We start from the raw sequence: 18,965 nt of genomic DNA, 5'->3' as shown, positions 1-18,965 counted from the left end.
ACTGCGTAAAACCCTCGGCATGAGTACACATCGCACCGTGAGCCCGTGCCTGTGAGCACCCCGGGAATCGTCGTCGCCGGACTGTGCAAGCGGTACGGGCGGACCGTGGCCCTCGACGGCATGTCCTTCACCGTCCGTCCGGGTGTGGTGACCGGCTTCGTGGGGCCGAACGGGGCCGGGAAGTCCACCACCATGCGAGTGATCCTCGGCCTCGACGCGGTCGAGGAGGGCACCGCGCTCATCGGGGGGAAGCCGTACCGGAGCCTTCGGCATCCGATGACCCATGTCGGTTCGCTGCTGGACGCGGCGGCACTGCATCCCGGCCGCAGCGGGCGAGGCCACCTGCTGTGGCTGGCGCACTCTCAGGGCCTGGCCGTGCGCCGGGTGGACCAGGTGATCGAGCAGGTGGGCCTGGCTCCGGCGGCCCGGCGCAAGGCTGGCGGTTACTCGCTCGGCATGCGGCAACGGCTCGGGATCGCCGCGGCCCTGCTGGGTGACCCACCGGTCGTCATGCTGGACGAGCCGTTCAACGGCATGGACCCCGACGGCATCATCTGGATGCGCGGCTTCCTGCGGTCGCTCGCCACCGAGGGCCGCGCGGTGCTGGTCTCCAGCCATCTGATGAGCGAGGTACAGGACACGGCGGACCGGTTGGTGGTGGTCGGGGGCGGCAGGGCCGTCGCCGACGCGGCCGTGGCCGACCTGATCGCGGCCGCGTCCGGGAACCGGGTGACCCTGCGGACCACGGCCGGGACGGACACGATCAGGGCGCTCACCCGGGCCGGTGCGACCGTGGTGGCCACCGGCCGCGACACCGTCACCTTCGCCGGTCTGCCCGCGGACCGGATCGTCCGGCTGCTCGGCGAGAGCGCCGTGCCGTTCTCCGAGGTGTCGGCACACCGCGCCACCCTTGAGGAGGTCTACCTGGAACTCACCCGCGACGCCGTCGAGTTCCGCGCCGCGACGCCCACGGAGGCCGCACGGTGACCGGCACCGTCACGATGTCCCGTTCCGGCCGGTGGGCCGGGCGACGGCTTGGACGGCCGGGCAAGGGGATCGGCTTCGCCCACGTGCTGCGCGCGGAGTGGACCAAGTTCCGAACGGTCCGTGGCTGGGTGTTCGCCATGGTGGTGGCGGCGCTGCTGCCGGTGCTGGTCGCCGTGCTCGCCGGGGTCAGCAGCGATCAGCTCGGCTCACCGCCCGTTCCGGTCGGACCGGGCGGTGAGCCGGTCACCGACAGCTTCTACTTCGTGCACCGGCCGCTGGCCGGAGACGGCGGCATCACCGTCTCCGTCTCCGCGCTCAGGAGCAGCATCCCGAGGAGCCCCGGGCACCTGCGGTCCGGCACCGTGCCATGGGCGAAGGCGGGGCTCGTCATCAAGGCGAGCACCCGACCGGGATCGCCGTACGCCGCGATCATGGTCACCGGCAGCCACGGCGTGCGGATGCAGAACGACTACGTCAACGACACGGCCGGTCACCCCGGTTCAGACGCCCACTCCGACTCCGCCGCGGCTGTGCACTGGCTGCGGCTGGACCGCTCGGGCGACGCGATCACCGGCTACGCCTCCGCCGACGGCACGCGCTGGACCAAGGTGGGCACCGTGCACATGCGTGAACTCGGACGGACCGCGCAGGGCGGGCTGTTCGTCGCGTCTCCACCCGCCGTGGACGGCCTGGGCACGCGCGGCAGTGTGTCCACTGCCGTCTTCGGCGATCTCCGGGTCCGGGGCGGATGGGCCGGTGGCAGCTGGGCGGGCGACCAGGTGGGCCCGGAATCCCCCACCTTCGCCGGCTACCCGCGCACCACGTCGGGTTCGTTCTCGGGATCCGGCGGCCGTTTCACGGTGACCGGCGCCGGCGACATGGCACCGGCGGTTCGCGAGACCCTGCCCACCGGCGGCACCCTCGGGGACATCCTCACCGGGACGTTCGCCGCGCTGGTCACGGTGGTCGTCGTGGGGACGCTGTTCATCACCACGGAGTACCGGGAGAACCTGATCCAGGTGACGCTTGCCGCCTGCCCGGGACGAAGCCGGGTGCTGGTGACCAAGGCGGCGGTGCTGGGGGGCGTCACCTTCGTCGCCGGGCTGGCGGGAGCGGTCCTCGCGGTCCCGCTCGGCGTACGGCTCGCCCGGGCCCACGGCGGGTACGTCTTCCCGGTGACGTCCTCGACCGAACTGCGGGTGGAGCTGGGGATCGCGGCGCTGCTCGCGGCCGCCTCGGTCCTGGCCCTCTCCGTCGGCACCGTCCTCCGGCGCAGTGCCGGCGCGGTGACCACCGCCGTCGTGGCCGTCGTGGTGCCCTACCTTCTGATCGCCAACCCGTTCATGCCCGCGAGAGTGTCGAACTGGCTGGCCCGGGTGACCCCGGCCGCGGGCTTCGCCGTCCAGCAGACACTCGTCCCGTATCACCAGGTGACGAGCATCTACACGCCGTACGACGGCTATTACCCGCTCACGCCGTGGGCCGGGTTCGCCGTCCTGGCCTGCTACGCGCTGGTGAGCCTGGCCGTGGCCGCCGTCCTGCTCCGCAGGAGGGACGCATGAGGCCGGCCCTGCACGCGGAGTGGACGAAGCTGCGGACCGTCCCCGGCCCTCGGTGGCTGCTGCTCGGCACGGTCGCGGCCACCGTGGCCCTGAGCGCCGGCGTGGCCTCGGTGGTGACCTGCGGGTCCGCCGGCTGCGGCGACCCGACCCGGCTCAGCCTCACCGGCATTCAGCTCGGCCAGGCGTTGGTCGTCGTCCTGGGGGTCCTGGTCGTCGCGGGCGAGTACGGCACGGGCATGATCCGCACCACCTTGGCGGCGGTGCCGTGCCCGGCCGCCGTCCTCGCGGCCAAAGCCGTCACACTCACCGGGGTCGTGGCCGCGGGCGGGACCGCCGCGGTTCTCGGATCGCTGGTTGCCGGGCGGCTCCTCCTGCCCGGCCACCCGGCCCTGTCCCCGGCCGACGGCCCCACGCTGCGTGCGGCCCTCGGATCGGTCCTCTACCTGGCCCTGATCGCCCTGCTCAGTCTCGGCGTCGGCACCGTCGTACGGGACTCCGCGGCCGGGACCGGGATCGTCCTCGGCCTGCTGTACCTGGTCCCCGCCCTCTCCCAGGCGACCGGGACCCCGCACTGGCAGCGTCTGCTCCAGCGGATCGCGCCGATGAGCGCCGGGCTCGCCGTCCAGGCCACCACGGACCTCGGGAGCCTGCCCATCGGCCCCTGGGCCGGTCTCGGCGTGACCGCCGGGTGGGCCGCCGCGGCGCTCCTGGCCGGCGGTCTGCTGCTGCGTATGCGCGACACCTAGCGGCTTCGCCGCCCGGCTTCTGACGGGGCGTCACCGGCGCCGGGGCGCCCCCCGGGACTGCGTGGTCAGGCCTTCGGCCGCTCGTGGTACGACCGCCGGGTGTGCTCCGTGTGTTCGCGCATCAGGCGGGTCGCCAGCTGCTCGTCCCGGACTGTGATCGCCGCGATGAGTCCGCGGTGCTCGATCCAGGACTGGTGGCCGCGCTGGCGGGCCACCGGGGTGTAGTACCAGCGGACCCGGCGGTCGACCTGGGCGGCGAGTTCGGCGAGGACCGCGTTGCCCGCCAGGTCCATGATCTTGGCGTGGAACACGGCGTTCAGGGCGACGGCCCCGTCCACGTCGTCCGCGGCGACCGCCTTCTCACCCTCGGCGCAGAGGGATTCGAGGGCGGCCACTCCCGCACTGCCCGCGTTGGCCGCCGCCAGCCGGGCCGCCTCCGCCTCCAACAGGGTGCGGACCGTGAGGAGTTGGTCGGCCTCGTCCTCCGTGGGCTCGTGGACGAACGCGCCCTGGGCGGGCCGGAGGTCGACCCAGCCCTCGGTGTTCAGCCGCTGCAGCGCCTCGCGCACCGGCTGCCGCGAGACACCGAGGTGGCCGGCGAGTTCGCTCTCCACGAGATGCTGGCCGGGCCGGAGGGAGCGGGTGGTGATGAGTTCCAGCAGCGCCTCGTAGACACGGTCGCGGAGCGGTCCGGGGCGTTCGAGCTTGGGCACCGCACCCTGCGGCAGTCCGGCTGACAACATCGGGTCCCCCTTCGGCAGACACCCGTTACGAGCGAACACTCAGTATCGATTGTCTTTCGTCTACAGTCTACGGCGCACAACTGCCAGGGGAAGCGGGAGTTGACCACGTCACACCGCAGAACGCGCTCTCACGGACAGCGCACGACCTGGCCCGCGTACGACAGGTTGCCGCCGAAGCCGAACAGCAGGACCGGGTCGCCGCCGGAGACGCGTCCCTGTTCGACCAGCTTGGAGAGGGCGAGGGGGATGCTGGCGGCGGAGGTGTTGCCCGATTCGGTGACGTCGCGGGCGACGACCGCGTTGACCGCGCCGATCTTCGCGGCAAGGGGTTCGATGATCCGCAGGTTGGCCTGGTGCAGGACGACCGCCGCGAGGTCCACGGGGTCCACCCCGGCCTTCTCGCAGGCGCGCCGGGCGATGGGCGGCAGCTGGGTGGTGGCCCAGCGGTAGACGCTCTGCCCCTCCTGCGCGAACCGGGGCGGGGTGCCCTCGATCCGTACGGCGTGGCCCATCTCGGGGACGGAGCCCCACAGCACCGGCCCGATCCCGGGCTCCTCGCCCGGCCCGCAGGCCTCGACCACGGCCGCGCCCGCCCCGTCGCCGACCAGGACACACGTCGTGCGGTCGGTCCAGTCCGTGACCTCGGACATCTTGTCGGCGCCGATGACGAGCGCGCGGGTGGCGGCGCCCGCCCGGACGGTGTGGTCGGCGGTGGCGAGCGCGTGGGTGAAGCCGGCGCACACGACGTTGACGTCTATGGCGGCGGGCTGCGGGATACCCAGCCGGGCGGCGACGCGCGCGGCGGTGTTCGGGGAGCGGTCGATCGCCGTGGAGGTGGCGACCAGGACCAGGTCGATGTCCGCGGGGGTGAGGCCGGCCGCGGCCAGGGCCTTCGCCGCGGCGTTCGCGGCCAGCTCGTCGACGGGTTCGTCGGGTCCGGCGATGTGCCGGGTGCTGATGCCCACCCGGCTGCGGATCCACTCGTCACTGGTGTCGACCATGCCCGCCAGGTCCTCGTTGGTGAGTACCCTGGCGGGCTGGTAGTGGCCGACGGCGGCGATGCGCGAGCCGTTCATGGGTGGTGGGTCCCCCTCGTTGCCTCGGTGTGGGCCCACCAGTCTGTTCAGTGACTCACGGGTACGAGGGCACGTAAGGCCACAGGAAACAGGCGGCCGAGTTGTCGGCTTCTTGCAGACCCCCGGACGCCCGAGCATTTCCCCGGCTCACCCGTTGAACAGCTGTGTCGCCTTCTGTACGAGTTCGTACACCCCGTAGGCGAACGGCGCGCCCACCCACAGCCAGGCGACGGCGATCAGCCAGCGGCGGTCCGGCTCAGGCCGGCTGCTCTCGTTCGACATCGACGGCCTCCCTCGGGGCGGGGATGTGGTGGCGGACATGGACGGGCCGGACCAGCTCGTTGGCGATGAATCCGACGACGAGCAGACCGATCATGATGCCGAAGGACAGGGTGTACAGGTCGGAGCCGTGCTTGCCCGCGTCCTTCTGGTGGTCGGCGATCCAGTTGACGATCAGCGGCCCGAGCACCCCGGCGAGGGACCAGGCGGTGAGCAGCCGGCCATGGATGGCGCCGACCTGGTAGGTGCCGAAGAGGTCCTTCAGATAGGCGGGGACGGTCGCGAAGCCGCCGCCGTAGAACGAGAGGATCACCAGCGCGCAGAGGATGAACAGCGGCTTGGACGAGTCGCCGAAGAGCGCGATGAGCAGGTACATCAGGGCGCCCACGCCGAGGTAGACGCGGTAGATGTTCTTGCGGCCGATCAGGTCGGAGGTGGACGACCAGCCGATGCGGCCCGCCATGTTGGCGGCGGACAGCAGAGCGACGAACCCGGCCGCCGCGGACACCGACACCGGGGTGGAACTGTCGGCGAAGAAGTCCGTGATCATCGGGGCGGCCTTCTCCAGGATGCCGATGCCGGCGGTCACGTTCATGCAGAGCACGACCCACAGGCACCAGAACTGCGGGGTGCGGATCGCGCTGTTCGCGGAGACCTGCACCCCCGCGAAGGCGCTGGGCGCGTCCACGACCGGCTTCTCCGTGCGCGGGACGCGGATCAGCAGCACGCCGAGGGTCATGAAGACGGCGTACGACAGCCCGTGCACCAGGAAGGCGAGCGCGATGCCATCGTTGTCACTGCCGAAGGAGGAGAGCATCTGCGCCGACCAGGGCGAGGCGATCAGCGCGCCGCCGCCGAAGCCCATGATGGCGATGCCGGTGGCCATGCCGGGCCGGTCCGGGAACCACTTGATCAGCGTGGAGACCGGCGAGATGTAACCGATACCGAGGCCGATGCCGCCGACGAAGCCGTAGCCGAGGACGATCAGCCAGAACTGCTTGGTCTCGGCGCCCAGTGCGGAGATCAGGAAGCCGGTGGAGAAGCAGACCAGGGCGACGGTCATGGCCCAGCGCGGTCCGTTGCGCTCGACGAGGGTGCCGCCGAACGCGGCCGACAGACCGAGCATCACGATCGCGAGCTGGAAGGGCAGCGCGCTCTGGGTGCCGCTCAGGTTCAGCGCGGATTCGAGCGGCGGCTTGAACACGCTCCAGGCGTAGGCCTGGCCGATGGAGAGATGGACGGAGAGGGCGGCGGGCGGGACGAGCCAGCGGCTCCAGCCCGGCGGTGCTACAGGGGGGCTGCTCATGAGTCCCGAACGGTAGGGCCACGTCAGGGTGGTTGAGAACCCGACGACTCGATCGTGTGCGTTGAGCGGTATCCAGAATGCGCCGAACGGTCGCTGTCCGAACCCTTGTCGCCCTCGACTCCATACTGTAGACAATATTTCGTCGACATGATTCGGCCGATGCTTCACACGATCCGGACCCGACCCGGACACGACCCGGTCTCCCCCGAGGCCACCTCCGCGGTATCCCTCAAACCGAACGGAGTGTTCCGTGAAAGTCGCAGTCCTCGGCGCCGGTGCGATCGGCGCCTACGTCGGTGCCGCGCTCCACCGCGCGGGCGCCGATGTGCATCTCATCGCCCGTGGACCCCATCTGGCGGCCATGAGGCAGTACGGAGTACGGGTGCTGAGCCCGCGCGGCGACTTCACCGCGCACGCCCACGCCACCGACGACCCGGCCGAGGTCGGCCCGGTCGACTATGTCTTCCTGGGTCTGAAGGCGAACTCGTACGCGGCGTGCGGGCCGCTGGTCGAGCCGCTGCTGCACGAGCGGACGGCGGTGGTCGCCGCCCAGAACGGCATCCCCTGGTGGTACTTCCACCGGCACGGCGGCCCCTACGACGGCCACCGCGTCGAGAGCGTCGACCCGGGCGGTGCCGTCAGCGCCGTACTCGCCCCCGAACGGGCCCTCGGCTGCGTGGTCTACGCGGCCACCGAACTCGAAGCCCCGGGCGTGGTACGGCATTTGGAGGGCACCAGGTTCTCGATCGGCGAGCCCGACCGCAGCGTGTCCAAGCGCTGCCTGCGGTTCAGCGAGGCCATGCAGACCGGCGGACTGAAGTGCCCGGTGGAGCAGGACCTGCGCAACGACATCTGGCTCAAGCTGCTCGGCAACATCTCCTTCAACCCGATCAGCGCGCTGGCCCGCGCCACCATGCGGCAGATGTGCCTGCACGGCGGTACCCGCCGGGTCATCGAGATCATGATGCGCGAGACGCTCGACGTCGCCGAGGCGCTCGGCTGCGAGGTCGGGATCTCCATAGAACGCCGGCTCGCGGGCGCCGAGAAGGTCGGCGACCACCGCACCTCCACGCTCCAGGACCTGGAACGCGGCAAGCCGCTGGAACTCGACGTGCTGCTCGCGGCCGTCGTCGAGCTGGCGGGGATCACCGGTGTGGAGGTACCCACCCTGCGCACCGTGCACGCCATCTCGGACCTGCTCGCGCTGAGGAGCGCCGCATGAGGAAGCGCGAACCGAAGACCTACACCCGCCTCACCCACCCGCTGGTCAGGGACTCACGCAACGAGCCCTTCCGGCAGGCGAGTTGGCAGGAGGCCCTGAACCGCGCGGCCCGCGGTCTGGAACGCAACCGGGACGCGTTCGGGATGTTCTCCTGCGCCCGCGCCACCAACGAGATGAACTACGTCGCCCAGAAGTTCGCCCGGGTGGTGATGGGCACCAACAACGTCGACTCCTGCAACCGGACTTGTCACGCGCCGAGCGTGGCCGGCCTGAGCGCCGCCTTCGGCTCCGGCGGCGGCACGTCGTCGTACGAGGAGATCGAGCACACCGACGTGATCGTGATGTGGGGCTCCAACGCCCGCTTCGCGCACCCGATCTTCTTCCAGCACGTGCTGAAGGGGATCAGGAGCGGCGCCCGGATGTACGCCGTGGACCCGCGCCGCACCTCCACCGCCGAGTGGGCGGAGAGCTGGCTCGGGCTGAACGTCGGCACGGACATCCCGATGGCGCACGCGATCGGCCGGGAGATCATCCACGCGGGGCTGGCCAACGAGGCGTTCATCCAGCGGGCGACCACCGGCTTCGCGGAGTACAAGGCGCTCGTGGAGCCCTGGACGCTCTCCCTCGCCGAGAAGGTGACCGGCGTACCGGCGCGTGCGATACGGGAGTTGGCACACGCCTACGCCCGCGCCGAGCGCGCCCAGCTGTGCTGGACCCTCGGCATCACCGAGCACCACAACGGCACCGACAACGTCCGCGCCCTGATCAACCTCTCCCTGCTCACCGGTCAGGTCGGCCGGTGGGGCGCCGGGCTGCAGCCGCTGCGCGGCCAGAACAACGTGCAGGGCGGCGGCGACATGGGCGCGATCCCCAACCGCCTGCCCGGCTTCCAGGACATCCTCGACCCGGACGCCCGGCTGAAGTTCGAGTCGGCCTGGGACACGGAGATCCAGCCGCACTACGGGCTGAACCTCACCGAGATGTTCGAGGCGATGGAGGAGGGCACGCTCAAGGCGGTCTACTGCATCGGCGAGAACCCGGCCCAGTCGGAGGCCGACAGCGAGCAGGCGGTACGGCGCCTGAGCGCCCTCGACTTCCTCGTCGTCCAGGACATCTTCCTCACGAAGACGGCGGAGCTGGCCGACGTGGTGCTGCCCGCGACCGCCGGCTGGGCGGAGACCGAGGGCACCACCACCAACAGCGAGCGCCGGGTCCAGCGGGTACGCCGTGCGGTCACCCCGCCCGGCGAGGCCCGTGCGGACATCGACATCCTCTGCGCGCTGGCGGCCCTGCTCGGCCACGACTGGAAGTACGCGGACGCGGAGGCCGTCTGGAACGAGCTCAGGTCGGTCTCCCCGGACCACTACGGGATGACGTACGACCGTCTCGTCGAGCACCAGGGCATCCAGTGGCCGTGCCCGAGCACCGAGCGCCTCGAACCGACGTACCTGCACGGCCGGTTGTGGGAGACGGACCCGGACAGGCGCGGGACGCCGGCGCCGTTCGGGCTGGTGCGGCACGATCCGCCGGTCGACCTCACCGACGAGGAGTATCCCGTCCGGCTCACCACCGGGCGCCGACTCGACTCCTACAACACCGGGGTGCAGAGCGGCGGTTACGCCTCCCCGCTGCGGCGCGGCGAGTACATCGAGCTGTGCCCGGAGGACGCCGAGCGGTACGGGGTGGTCGTCGGCGAGGAGGTCCGGGTGTCCTCGCGGCGGGGCGCGGTGGTGGCCCCGGTCTGGATCGACACGGCGCTGCGCCCCGGTCTCGCCTTCATGACCATGCACTTTCCCGACGAGGTGGACACCAACCAGCTGACGATCGAGGCCAACTGCCCGATCGCGGGGACGGCGGAGTTCAAGGCGTCGGCGATCCGTATCGAGAAGCTCCCGGTCGCGACCATCGTGAGGTGACGCAAGTGGACCTGCACTTCGGCGACAGCAAGCCGACGGACGACGAACGGGACGCCGTCGACGCCCTGTTGGGCCCTCCGGAGTCCTCCTGGGAGGGCGCCGACCGTTCCGACGCGGATCTGAGGTGGGCGCGCGGCGGCCGGGAGGCCCGGGACCGCCGCGACCTGCTGCTGCCGGGGCTGCACGCGATCAACGACCGGATCGGCTGGATCAGCGAGGGCGCCCTCGGCTACCTGTGCCGCCGCCTGACGGTCCCCCCGGCGGAGGCCTACGGGGTCGCCACCTTCTACGCGATGTTCTCCGTCAGGCCCCGCCCGGCGAGCGTCCTGCACGTCTGCACGGACCTGGCGTGCACGGCGGCCGGGGCGTCCGGACTGGCCGCCGCCGTGGAGGAGAGTGCCGGTCCCGGGGTGCACGTCGAGCGCAGCCCCTGTCTGGGTCTGTGCGAGCGGGCCCCGGCCGCCCTCGCGATCCGGGCCGGGGATCCGGTGCGTACGGCGGTGGCGGCGCCGGCGACCGTGCAGGCGGCCGTCCTCGCGGCCACCGCGCCCGACTCGGCGCCGCAGGAACCGCCGGCGGCGCTGGCCGTGCCCCAGGCCGGACAGGAAGGTCTGACCCTGTTGAGGCGGGTGGGCGTGGTCGACCCGTCCTCGCTCGACGACTACCGGGCGAACGGCGGCTACACGGCCCTGCGGCACGCCTTCGGGCTCGGCCCCGCCGGGGTCATCCGCGAGGTCACCGACGCGGGCCTGGTCGGGCGCGGTGGCGCCGCCTTCCCCACCGGCCGCAAGTGGCAGGCCACGGCGTCCCAGCCCGGCCATCCGCACTACCTGGTCTGCAATGCCGACGAGTCGGAGCCGGGCACCTTCAAGGACCGCGTGCTCATGGAGGGCGATCCGTACTCCCTCGTGGAGGCGATGACGATCGCGGCGTACGCGATCGGTGCGCACCGGGGCTTCGTCTACCTCCGCGGCGAGTATCCGCGGGCGATCCGCCGTGTCCGGCACGCGGTCGACCGGGCCCGTGCCCGCGGCCTGCTCGGCGACGACATCCTCGGCCAGGGCTTCGCCTTCGACATCGAGATCCGGCGCGGCGCCGGGGCGTACATCTGCGGCGAGGAGACCGCCCTGTTCAACTCCATCGAGGGGTACCGGGGCGAACCGCGCTCGAAGCCGCCGTTCCCGGTGGAGAAGGGGCTGTTCGGCAGGCCGACGGTCGAGAACAACGTGGAGACACTGGTCAACGTCCTGCCGATCCTGACCATGGGCGCCCCGGCGTACGCGGCGATCGGGACGGCGAAGTCCACCGGCCCGAAGCTGTTCTGCGTGTCGGGGAGCGTGGCCCGCCCCGGCGTCTACGAACTCCCCTTCGGCGCCACCCTCGGCGAGCTGCTCCAACTGGCAGGGGTGCGTGAGAACTTGCGCGCGGTCCTGCTCGGCGGCGCGGCCGGGGGTTTCGTACGGCCGGACGAACTCGGCATCCCGCTCACCTTCGAGGGCACCCGGGAGGCGGGTACCACGCTCGGCTCAGGTGTGGTCATGGCCTTCGACGACACCGTGCCCCTCCCGCAACTCCTGCTCCGGATAGCCCGGTTCTTCCGGGACGAGTCCTGCGGGCAGTGCGTGCCCTGCCGGGTCGGGACGGTCCGGCAGGAGGAGGCACTGCACCGGATCGTCGCACGCACCGGTGCCGACGCGGCCGGGGACGTCGCGCTGCTGCGCGACGTCGGCCGGGCGATGCGGGACGCCTCGATCTGCGGTCTCGGCCAGACCGCCTGGAACGCCGTGGAATCCGCGATCGACCGTCTGGGGGCGTACGAATGACCGTGACACCGCTGGGGATCCCGCGCCGGCTGCTGGAGTTCACGATCGACGGCCAGGAGGTACGGGTCCCGGAGGGCTCGACCGTCCTGGACGCCTGCCGGGCGGCCGGGAAGGACGTGCCGACCCTGTGCGAGGGCGACACCCTGCGCCCGAAGAACGCCTGCCGAGTGTGCGTGGTGGAGGTGGAGGGGTCGCGGACCCTGGTGCCCGCCTGCTCCCGGAAGGCCGAGCCGGGGATGGTGGTGCGGACCGGCGGCGAACGCGTCCGGCACAGCCGCAGGATCGTCCTGGAGCTGCTGGCCTCCTCGGTGGACCTGTCCACGACCCCGCGCGCCACCGAGTGGATCAAGGAGTACGCGGCGAAGCCGGACCGCTTCGGCCCCGACGCGGCCCGCGTCGACGAGGAACCCCGGGTCGACAACGACCTGTACGTACGCGACTACGGAAAGTGCATCCTCTGCTACAAGTGCGTGGACGCCTGTGGCGACCAGTGGCAGAACAGCTTCGCGATCTCCGTCTCCGGGCGCGGCTTCGACGCCCGGATCGCCGTCGAGCACGACGCCCCGCTGACCGACTCGGCATGCGTGTACTGCGGGAACTGTGTGGAGGTGTGTCCCACCGGGGCGCTGTCGTTCAAGTCGGAGTTCGACATGCGGGCCGCGGGCACCTGGGACGAGTCACGGCAGACGGAGACGACCACCGTGTGCGCGTACTGCGGTGTGGGCTGCAACCTCACGCTCCACGTGCAGGACAATGAGATAGTCAGGGTCACCTCGCCGCACGACAACCCGGTGACCCACGGCAATCTCTGCATCAAGGGCCGTTTCGGCTACCAGCACGTACAGAACCGGGGCTGATCAGACCATGGGACGAGTCACGGAACGACGCAAGGTCATCCGCATCCGCGACGGAGCGGTCTCCGCCCGGCCGGACACGCTCGTCGCCGAGGAACCGCTGGAGATCAGACTCAACGGGAAACCCCTCGCGATCACGATGCGCACCCCCGGCGACGACTTCGCGCTGGCGGCCGGGTTCCTGGTGAGCGAGGGCGTCCTGGCGGCCGCCGGCGACCTGCAGAACATCGTCTACTGCGCGGGCGCCACGGTCGACGGCTCCAACACATACAACGTGGTCGACGTGCGGACCTCGCCGGGCGTGAAGCTCCCCGACTTCACCCTGGAGCGGAACGTCTACACGTCCTCCTCCTGCGGGCTGTGCGGCAAGGCGAGTCTCGACGCGGTGCGTACGACGGCCCGCTGGCCGATAGCCGACACTCCCCCGGTCCGGGTCGGACCCGAGCTGCTCGCGAGCCTCCCCGACCGGCTCCGCGCGGCCCAGCGGGTGTTCGACCGGACCGGGGGGCTGCACGCGGCGGCCCTGTTCACGGAGGACGGCGAGCTGCTGGACATCCGCGAGGACGTGGGCCGGCACAACGCGGTGGACAAGCTGGTCGGCCGGGCCCTGCAGAACGGCGACCTGCCGCTGTCCCGGACGATCCTGCTGGTCTCCGGGCGGGCCTCTTTCGAGCTGGCGCAGAAGGCCGTGATGGCGGGCATCCCGGTGCTCGCGGCGGTCTCCGCGCCGTCCTCGCTGGCGGTGGACCTGGCGGCGGAGACCGGGCTGACCCTGGTCGGTTTCCTGCGGGGCAGCAACATGAACGTGTACGCGGGCGAGGACCGCATCGCTCTGCGGGCCGCGGCCGCCCAGGGCTGACCGGTTCCCCGCGTCACGGCGGCGGGGCCCCGACCGGCGGGGAGCGCCCCCTGCGCCGCAGGGGCCCCGCCTCAGTCGGAGCCGGGCGCCCCGATGTCCGCCGCGGCCTCGGCGAACGCGGCGACCAGCGGTGAGCGGCGGCCGGCCGCCCAGGCCAGCAGCACCCGGTCGGGTTCGGCGTCGACGACCGGGACGTAGACGATGTCCGGGCGGGAGTACTGCTCGGCGGCCGAGCGGGGCACCATCGTGATGGCGGTGCCGGCGGCCACGCACTCGAACTTCTCCTCGATGGTGCGCAGCGGCAGGTCGCCGGGCCGGGGGTCGTTGTAGCGCAGCCACGTCTCGCCGTCGAGGTCGGCGAGGGAGATCTCCTGCTTCCCGGCGAGCCGGTGCCGGTCAGGGAGCATGGCCACGCGGGGCTCGCTGTACAGGGGCCGCAGTTCGAGCCCCTCCTCACGGATCGGGAGCCGTACGTAGGCGATGTCGACGGTGCCGTCGAGGATCAGCTGCTCCTGGTCGTCCCACTCGACGCGGCGGGCGTTGGCCTCGATGTCCGGGTGTGCCGCGGTGAAGGCGCGCAGCGCCCGGGTGACGACGACACCGGCGCGGAAGCCGACGACCAGCCGCCGCCGACCGCGTGCGGCCTGTACGACGCGGCGCCGGGTTCCGTCGGCGGCGGCCAGCAACTGACGGGCGTCTTCGAGGAGTTGGTGCCCGGCGTCGGTCAGGGTTACGCCGTGGCTGTCCCGTACGAACAGCTCGGCGCCCAGGTCCTTCTCCAGCGCGCGGATCTGGCGGCTCAGCACGGGCTGGGCGATGTGCAGCCGCTCCGCCGCCCGGCCGAAGTGGAGGAGTTCGGCGACCGCCGTGAAGTAGCGGACCTTGCGCAGGTCCAGGTCCATGACCGCGGCTCCTTCCCGGGTGGCGATGTCTACAGGGTATCGCCGCAGCCGAAAGAGGTCTTGGACGGCCGACGCCCCGCGACCGCAGGGTGGAGATGTCCGAACGGGACGGAACATCGGCTTGGAGAGGGATCTGCCATGGGTCTGCAGGGACAGCGTGTCGTCGTCATCGGTGGCACGTCGGGTATCGGGCTCGCGGTCGCCGAGGGCGCGGCACGGGAGGGCGCGCGGGTGGTCGTGGCCTCGCGCCGGCAGGAGAGTGTCGACGCGGCGCTGAAGGTGCTGCCGGAGGGCGTCGAGGGGCAGGTCCTGGACGCCACGGACGAGGACGCGGTGCGCGGCTTCTTCACGCGGGTCGGGGCCTACGACCACCTGGTGTACACGGCCGGTGACTCGATCCTCCTTGAGACGGTGGCCGGGACGGAGATCGCGGCGGCCCGGAGCTTTCTGGACACCCGGCTGTGGGGTGCGTACGCGGCGGTGAAGTACGGCGCCGGGTCGATCCGCCCGGGCGGGTCGGTGGTGCTGACCACGGGGACGGCGGGGCACCGGCCGCTGCCCGGTTCCAGCGTCGCGTCGGCGCTGTGCGGGGCGATGGAGTCGCTGACCCGGGCGCTGGCCCTGGAGCTGGCACCGCTTCGGGTCAACGTGGTCTCGCCCGGGGTGGTGCGCACCGAACTGTGGCGGGAGCTGCCGGAGGCGGACCGGGAGGGGCTGTTCCGGTCGTCCGCCGAGTCACTGCCGGTGGGGCGGGTCGGCGAGCCGACGGATGTGGCGGAGGCGTATCTGTACCTGATGCGCGGGGGGTACAGCACCGGGTCGGTGGTGGTCGTGGACGGCGGCGGGACGCTGGTCTGAGCGGTCAGGCGGGGGTGAGGCGGACGTCGGCGGCGGTCACGACCGTGCCGAGGCGCGGGAAGTCGAGCCGCACGGACGCCTCGTGCTCGGGGCCGGTGAGGGCGGCCATGGCGTCCTCGACGAAGACCAGGTCGTAGCCGAGGTCGGCGGCGGCGCGGGCGGTGGACTCGACGCCGAGGTTGGTGGCGATGCCGCCGAACACCAGCCGGGTGACACCGAGCCGGCGCAGCCGGGCGTCGAGTTCCGTGCCCTGGAAGCCGCCGATCGTCCGCTTGACGATCTCCACGTCCCCTTCCTTCCTGAGTCCGGCCACCAGTCCGCTGCCCGGCGGCTGCTCCGCCTGGGAGGGTCGTTCGACGCGGACGAGCACCACGGGCGCGCCGGCGGCGCGGAAGGAGTGGGCCAGTTCCTCGGCCGCGTGCAGGACCTCGGTGCCCATGCGGGGCTCCAGGGGCAGCGCGACGATGCGGTCCATCAGGTCGACGAGGACGAGGGCGGTACGCGCCGGATCGAGCGCCAGGGGTACGGTCATGACGGAACGTTAGCCGTCATGAGCCGTCCGTACCGGAAATCCGGATCAACAGGCCCGTGAACTGGCCGCGTTCGGCAGCCGCCGACGGGCGGGCGGCGCCCGTGAGCCACGGCCGCGGCCACAACTCAGCGGCGAAGTGTCCCGGTGCCGACCGCGGGCCGTGACTCCGCCGCGGGGGCGGCCGGGGTTTCCTCGGCCGTCTCCTGGGCCTCGGGGTCGTGGGCGCGGCGCTTGGCGATGACCGCGCACACCATGAGCTGCATCTGGTGGAAGAGCATCAGCGGCAGCACGGCCAGCGAGGCGTGGGCGCCGAACAGGACGCTGGCCATGGGCAGCCCGGAGGCGAGGGACTTCTTCGACCCGGCGAACTGGATGGCGATGCGGTCCCCGCGGCCGAAGCCGAGCGCCCTGGCGCCGTACCAGGTCAGCACGAGCATCACGGCGAGCAGTACGGCCTCGACGGCGAGGAGCCCGGCCAGCCGGACCGCGCTGACCTGGTGCCAGATGCCCCGGACCATGCCCTCGCTGAACGCGGTGTAGACGACGAGCAGGATGGAGCCGCGGTCGACCAGGCCGAGGATCTTCTTGTGCCGGGCGACGAAGCTGCCCACCCGTCGCCCACCACCACCCTGCTCGACGCGCTGCGCGCGGTCCCATTTGATTCTGCACGGCCGCAGCAGCTGCCCGGCGACGAACGGCACCAGCAGCTGGAGCACGATCTTGACGATCGAGTCGGCGGAGAAGCCGCCCCCGCTGTTGCCGAGCAGCACGGCGGCGAGTAGCGGGGTGAGGACGATGCCGACCAGCGAGGAGAAGGAACCGGCGCAGATCGCGGCGGGCACGTTGCCGCGCGCGATCGAGGTGAAGGCGATCGACGACTGGATGGTGGAGGGAACCAGGGTCAGGAAGAGGAGGCCCTGGTAGAGCGGATGGGTGAGCAGGACCGGCACCAGCCCGCGGGCCGCCACGCCGAGCACCGGGAAGATCACGAAGGTGCAGACCAGGACCGTGGCATGGAGCCGCCAGTGCCGCAGCCCGTCGACGGCCTCACGGGTGGACAGACGAGCGCCGTAGAGGAAGAAGAGGAAGGCGATCGCGGCCGTGGAGGCGCCGGAGGCCACGTCGGCGGCCGTGCCCCGGGCCGGGAGGAGCGCGGCGAGGCATACCGTCCCGAGCAGGAGCAGGACGTACGGGTCGATCGGCATCCGACTGGGCCAGGTCAGGCGTTTCACGGTGCTCCACTTGCGGGTCGGTCAGGGTGTCGTGCCGGCGCATACGGCCGGGTTCTCGCCGGAGCCGGAAGGCCCCTCTCCATCGTCCTCCTCCGACACTTGATCGGGAATCCCGTATACCACTCTCACTGTCATCGTGTTCCGCGATAACATGTTCGAGTGTACGACCCTTCGCAGCTGCGCACCTTCCTGGCGGTGGCCCAGACGCTCAGCTTCACCCAGGCCGCCCGGCGGCTCGGGCTGCGCCAGTCCACGGTGAGCCAGCATGTGCGCCGTCTGGAGGACGCGGCCGGCCGTCAGCTGTTCTCCCGGGACACCCACTCCGTGGAACTGACCGAGGACGGCGAGGCGATGCTCGGGTTCGCCCGCCGGATCCTGGAGGTGCACGAGCAGGCGGCGGCCTTCTTCACCGGCACCCGGCTGCGCGGCCGGCTCCGCTTCGGCGCGTCGGAGGACTTCGTCCTCACCCGGCTGCCGGAGATCCTGGAGGGCTTCCGCCACGACCACCCCGAGGTCGACCTCGAACTGACGGTGGAGCTCTCGGGCACCCTGCACGAGCAGCTGGCCGCCGGGAAGCTGGACCTGGTCCTGGCCAAGAGGCGCGCCGAGGATCCGCTGGGCGAGCTGGTCTGGCACGACGACCTGGTGTGGATCGGCGCGGAGCGGCTCCGCCTGGACCCCGCCCGTCCGGTCCCGCTGATCGTCTATCCCCCGCCGGGCATCACCCGCGCCCTGGCCCTGGAGGCACTGGAGCGCGAGGGCCGCGACTGGCGCATCGTCTGCACGAGCGGCAGCCTCAACGGCCTGATCGCGGCGGCGAGAGCGGGCCTGGGCGTGATGGCCCACTCAAAGGGCCTGATCCCCCCGGGCCTGTTCCGGGTCCCGGACCGGGCAGGCCTACCGGAACTGGGCAAGGTCGACTTCGTACTCGTACACGGCCCGAGACGCACACCGGCACAGACAGCGGCAGATGCCTTGGCGGCAGCAATCCTGACCAGCGGAGCCCGCTTGAGACGCCCCTAGCTGCAGGCGCCCCCGAAGGGGCGCCAGACTCACCACAACCCCTGATACGTCAACTGCTTCACCCTCCGCAAAAACGGCATCGCCTCCACATGCTGCACCCCCTCCAGCCGCCCCACCGGCCCGCTCAGGTACGCGTAGAGATGAGCCGTGTCCCGCAGCACCGCCGTCACCACGACATGCGACGGACCGGCGGTAGCCGCAGCAAACGCCACCTCGTCATGGACCGCCAGCGCCTGACCCACGGAGTGCATCGCGGCCGGCGTCGTGGTGATCCACAACAGCGCGGACTTGGAGAATCCCAGCACCTCGGACCGGTACTCGACATCGATGTACACCGCCCCGGAGCCGATCAGCGCGGCCAGCCGCCGCTTCACCGACGACTCGGACCGACCCGTTGCCCGCTGCAACTCCGGATACGTCGCCCGCCCGTCCCGCTCCAGCGCGGCGAGCAGCGGCGCGTCCTCGGGCTCCAGCCGCGCAGGCCCGTCGGCCTCCGGCAGCGCCGGCCGCAGCGCCGCCGCCTGCTCCTCGGACAGCGCCCGGAACTTCCGCACCCACCCGGTCGGCCCCCCGTAGAACCGGTGCAGCAGTTGCTGCGCACGGATCTCCACCACGCTCGGGGTGCGCGGCAGCTTGCCGAGGAGCAGGTCGTCGTGGTCGCCGGGGTGGCGCGGCCGGGTCATACAGGCGATCTCCGTGCCGCCGGAGGCCAGCCCGATCCAGGCGGTGTCGGGGCGTTTGGCGAGCGCGTCGGCGATGACGGTGGCGCCGTCGGGCGCGCAGCGCAGCCGGAGCATCCACTGGTCCTGGCCGAGCCGCTCGGCGTCGCGGACCGCCACGACCCGCAGCCCGGCCTCGGCGCACAGCCGCCGGTAGCGGCGGGCGATCGTCTGGTCGGACACGCCGAGCACGGCCGCGATCCGGCTGAAGGAGGCACGGCCGTCGACCTCCAGCGCGCTGAGCAGTTGCACGTCCAGCGGGTCCAGCGTGTCGGATTCCAGCTCCAGCATGGCCACTCCCGTCGGGTTCCGCCGCAAGGCCGTTT

Annotated in this window: 18 protein-coding genes; 10 read left to right on the top strand and 8 right to left on the bottom strand. The window is 71.7% G+C overall.

Translation table 11 applies throughout. From position 1 onward, the window contains the following. Nucleotides 1-45 precede the first annotated feature (45 nt). From ACFWPS_RS41775 to ACFWPS_RS41765, 3 genes are read left to right on the top strand one after another with little or no spacing between them, the layout of a single operon-like run. Entirely contained in the window at nt 46-987 is a 942-nt protein-coding gene (locus tag ACFWPS_RS41775; RefSeq protein WP_383715924.1) for an ATP-binding cassette domain-containing protein, read from the top strand. Beyond that, nucleotides 984-2,549: an ABC transporter permease subunit gene (locus ACFWPS_RS41770; protein WP_383715921.1), complete on the top strand. Its 1,566-nt coding sequence runs from the start codon at nt 984-986 to the stop codon at nt 2,547-2,549. The genes ACFWPS_RS41775 and ACFWPS_RS41770 overlap by 4 nt, the downstream gene beginning before the upstream one ends. Next, the gene (locus tag ACFWPS_RS41765; protein ID WP_383715918.1) at nt 2,546-3,295 is read left to right on the top strand and encodes an ABC transporter permease; all 750 of its coding nucleotides are present in this window, start codon (nt 2,546-2,548) and stop codon (nt 3,293-3,295) included. The genes ACFWPS_RS41770 and ACFWPS_RS41765 overlap by 4 nt, the downstream gene beginning before the upstream one ends. A gap of 65 nt (nt 3,296-3,360) precedes the next feature. Here the strand turns inward: ACFWPS_RS41765 and ACFWPS_RS41760 are convergent, their stop codons facing one another. The 4 genes from ACFWPS_RS41760 to ACFWPS_RS41745 all read right to left on the bottom strand — a co-directional run bounded on the left by ACFWPS_RS41760 (nt 3,361) and on the right by ACFWPS_RS41745 (nt 6,699). Beyond that, nucleotides 3,361-4,038 carry a GntR family transcriptional regulator gene (locus ACFWPS_RS41760; RefSeq protein ID WP_383715916.1) on the bottom strand — a complete coding sequence of 226 codons (678 nt, stop codon included), beginning with the start codon at nt 4,036-4,038 and terminating at the stop codon, nt 3,361-3,363. A gap of 128 nt (nt 4,039-4,166) precedes the next feature. After that, nucleotides 4,167-5,114, bottom strand: coding sequence for a beta-ketoacyl-ACP synthase III (locus ACFWPS_RS41755; protein WP_383715913.1), 948 nt, complete (start codon nt 5,112-5,114; stop codon nt 4,167-4,169). Nucleotides 5,115-5,261: 147 nt separating this feature from the next. After that, nucleotides 5,262-5,396 carry a hypothetical protein gene (locus ACFWPS_RS41750; RefSeq protein ID WP_302832638.1) on the bottom strand — a complete coding sequence of 45 codons (135 nt, stop codon included), beginning with the start codon at nt 5,394-5,396 and terminating at the stop codon, nt 5,262-5,264. Beyond that, on the bottom strand, nt 5,371-6,699 hold the full coding sequence (locus tag ACFWPS_RS41745) for an OFA family MFS transporter (protein WP_383715910.1): 1,329 nt from the start codon (nt 6,697-6,699) through the stop codon (nt 5,371-5,373). The genes ACFWPS_RS41750 and ACFWPS_RS41745 overlap by 26 nt, the downstream gene beginning before the upstream one ends. Nucleotides 6,700-6,949: 250 nt before the next feature. Between ACFWPS_RS41745 and ACFWPS_RS41740 the strand changes: the two genes are divergently transcribed. The 5 genes from ACFWPS_RS41740 to fdhD are packed head-to-tail and all read left to right on the top strand — an operon-like array spanning nt 6,950 to nt 13,373. Beyond that, nucleotides 6,950-7,921, top strand: coding sequence for a 2-dehydropantoate 2-reductase (locus ACFWPS_RS41740; protein WP_383715907.1), 972 nt, complete (start codon nt 6,950-6,952; stop codon nt 7,919-7,921). Beyond that, nucleotides 7,918-9,837, top strand: a complete 1,920-nt coding sequence (locus ACFWPS_RS41735; protein ID WP_383715904.1) for a molybdopterin oxidoreductase family protein — start codon at nt 7,918-7,920, stop codon at nt 9,835-9,837. The genes ACFWPS_RS41740 and ACFWPS_RS41735 overlap by 4 nt, the downstream gene beginning before the upstream one ends. Nucleotides 9,838-9,842: 5 nt before the next feature. Then, nucleotides 9,843-11,660, top strand: coding sequence for an NADH-ubiquinone oxidoreductase-F iron-sulfur binding region domain-containing protein (locus ACFWPS_RS41730; protein WP_383715965.1), 1,818 nt, complete (start codon nt 9,843-9,845; stop codon nt 11,658-11,660). Next, nucleotides 11,657-12,517 carry a 2Fe-2S iron-sulfur cluster-binding protein gene (locus tag ACFWPS_RS41725; protein ID WP_383715901.1) on the top strand — a complete coding sequence of 287 codons (861 nt, stop codon included), beginning with the start codon at nt 11,657-11,659 and terminating at the stop codon, nt 12,515-12,517. Before ACFWPS_RS41730 ends, ACFWPS_RS41725 begins: the two co-directional genes overlap by 4 nt. A gap of 7 nt (nt 12,518-12,524) precedes the next feature. Further along, nucleotides 12,525-13,373 carry a formate dehydrogenase accessory sulfurtransferase FdhD gene (gene fdhD / locus ACFWPS_RS41720; protein ID WP_383715899.1) on the top strand — a complete coding sequence of 283 codons (849 nt, stop codon included), beginning with the start codon at nt 12,525-12,527 and terminating at the stop codon, nt 13,371-13,373. Nucleotides 13,374-13,444: 71 nt separating this feature from the next. On the opposite strand, the gene ACFWPS_RS41715 is transcribed toward fdhD, so the two are convergent. Further along, a complete protein-coding gene (locus tag ACFWPS_RS41715) occupies nt 13,445-14,275 on the bottom strand; it encodes a LysR family transcriptional regulator (protein ID WP_383715896.1) in 831 nt (276 codons plus the stop codon). A 138-nt stretch (nt 14,276-14,413) separates the two neighbouring features. Between ACFWPS_RS41715 and ACFWPS_RS41710 the strand changes: the two genes are divergently transcribed. Beyond that, complete coding sequence (locus ACFWPS_RS41710; protein ID WP_383715894.1) at nt 14,414-15,133, top strand: SDR family oxidoreductase; 720 nt, start codon at nt 14,414-14,416, stop codon at nt 15,131-15,133. Nucleotides 15,134-15,137: 4 nt separating this feature from the next. Here the strand turns inward: ACFWPS_RS41710 and ACFWPS_RS41705 are convergent, their stop codons facing one another. After that, the gene (locus tag ACFWPS_RS41705; protein WP_383715891.1) at nt 15,138-15,665 is read right to left on the bottom strand and encodes an isochorismatase family protein; all 528 of its coding nucleotides are present in this window, start codon (nt 15,663-15,665) and stop codon (nt 15,138-15,140) included. Between the two features lie 125 nt (nt 15,666-15,790). Beyond that, a complete protein-coding gene (locus tag ACFWPS_RS41700; RefSeq protein WP_383715888.1) occupies nt 15,791-16,897 on the bottom strand; it encodes a bile acid:sodium symporter family protein in 1,107 nt (368 codons plus the stop codon). Between the two features lie 159 nt (nt 16,898-17,056). Here ACFWPS_RS41700 and ACFWPS_RS41695 point away from each other — a divergent pair, with 159 nt between their 5' ends. Beyond that, nucleotides 17,057-17,920 carry a LysR substrate-binding domain-containing protein gene (locus tag ACFWPS_RS41695; protein ID WP_383715885.1) on the top strand — a complete coding sequence of 288 codons (864 nt, stop codon included), beginning with the start codon at nt 17,057-17,059 and terminating at the stop codon, nt 17,918-17,920. Nucleotides 17,921-17,949: 29 nt separating this feature from the next. Here ACFWPS_RS41695 and ACFWPS_RS41690 read toward each other — a convergent pair whose 3' ends face one another. Continuing rightward, a complete protein-coding gene (locus ACFWPS_RS41690) occupies nt 17,950-18,930 on the bottom strand; it encodes an Lrp/AsnC family transcriptional regulator (RefSeq protein WP_383715882.1) in 981 nt (326 codons plus the stop codon). Nucleotides 18,931-18,965 lie beyond the last annotated feature (35 nt).

Origin of the sequence: Streptomyces sp. NPDC058457 (assembly GCF_042720695.1) — a bacterium.
GTDB lineage: Bacteria > Actinomycetota > Actinomycetes > Streptomycetales > Streptomycetaceae > Streptomyces.
Note: the sequence above shows the minus strand (reverse complement) of the source record. Positions and strands in the feature narration are given on the sequence as shown.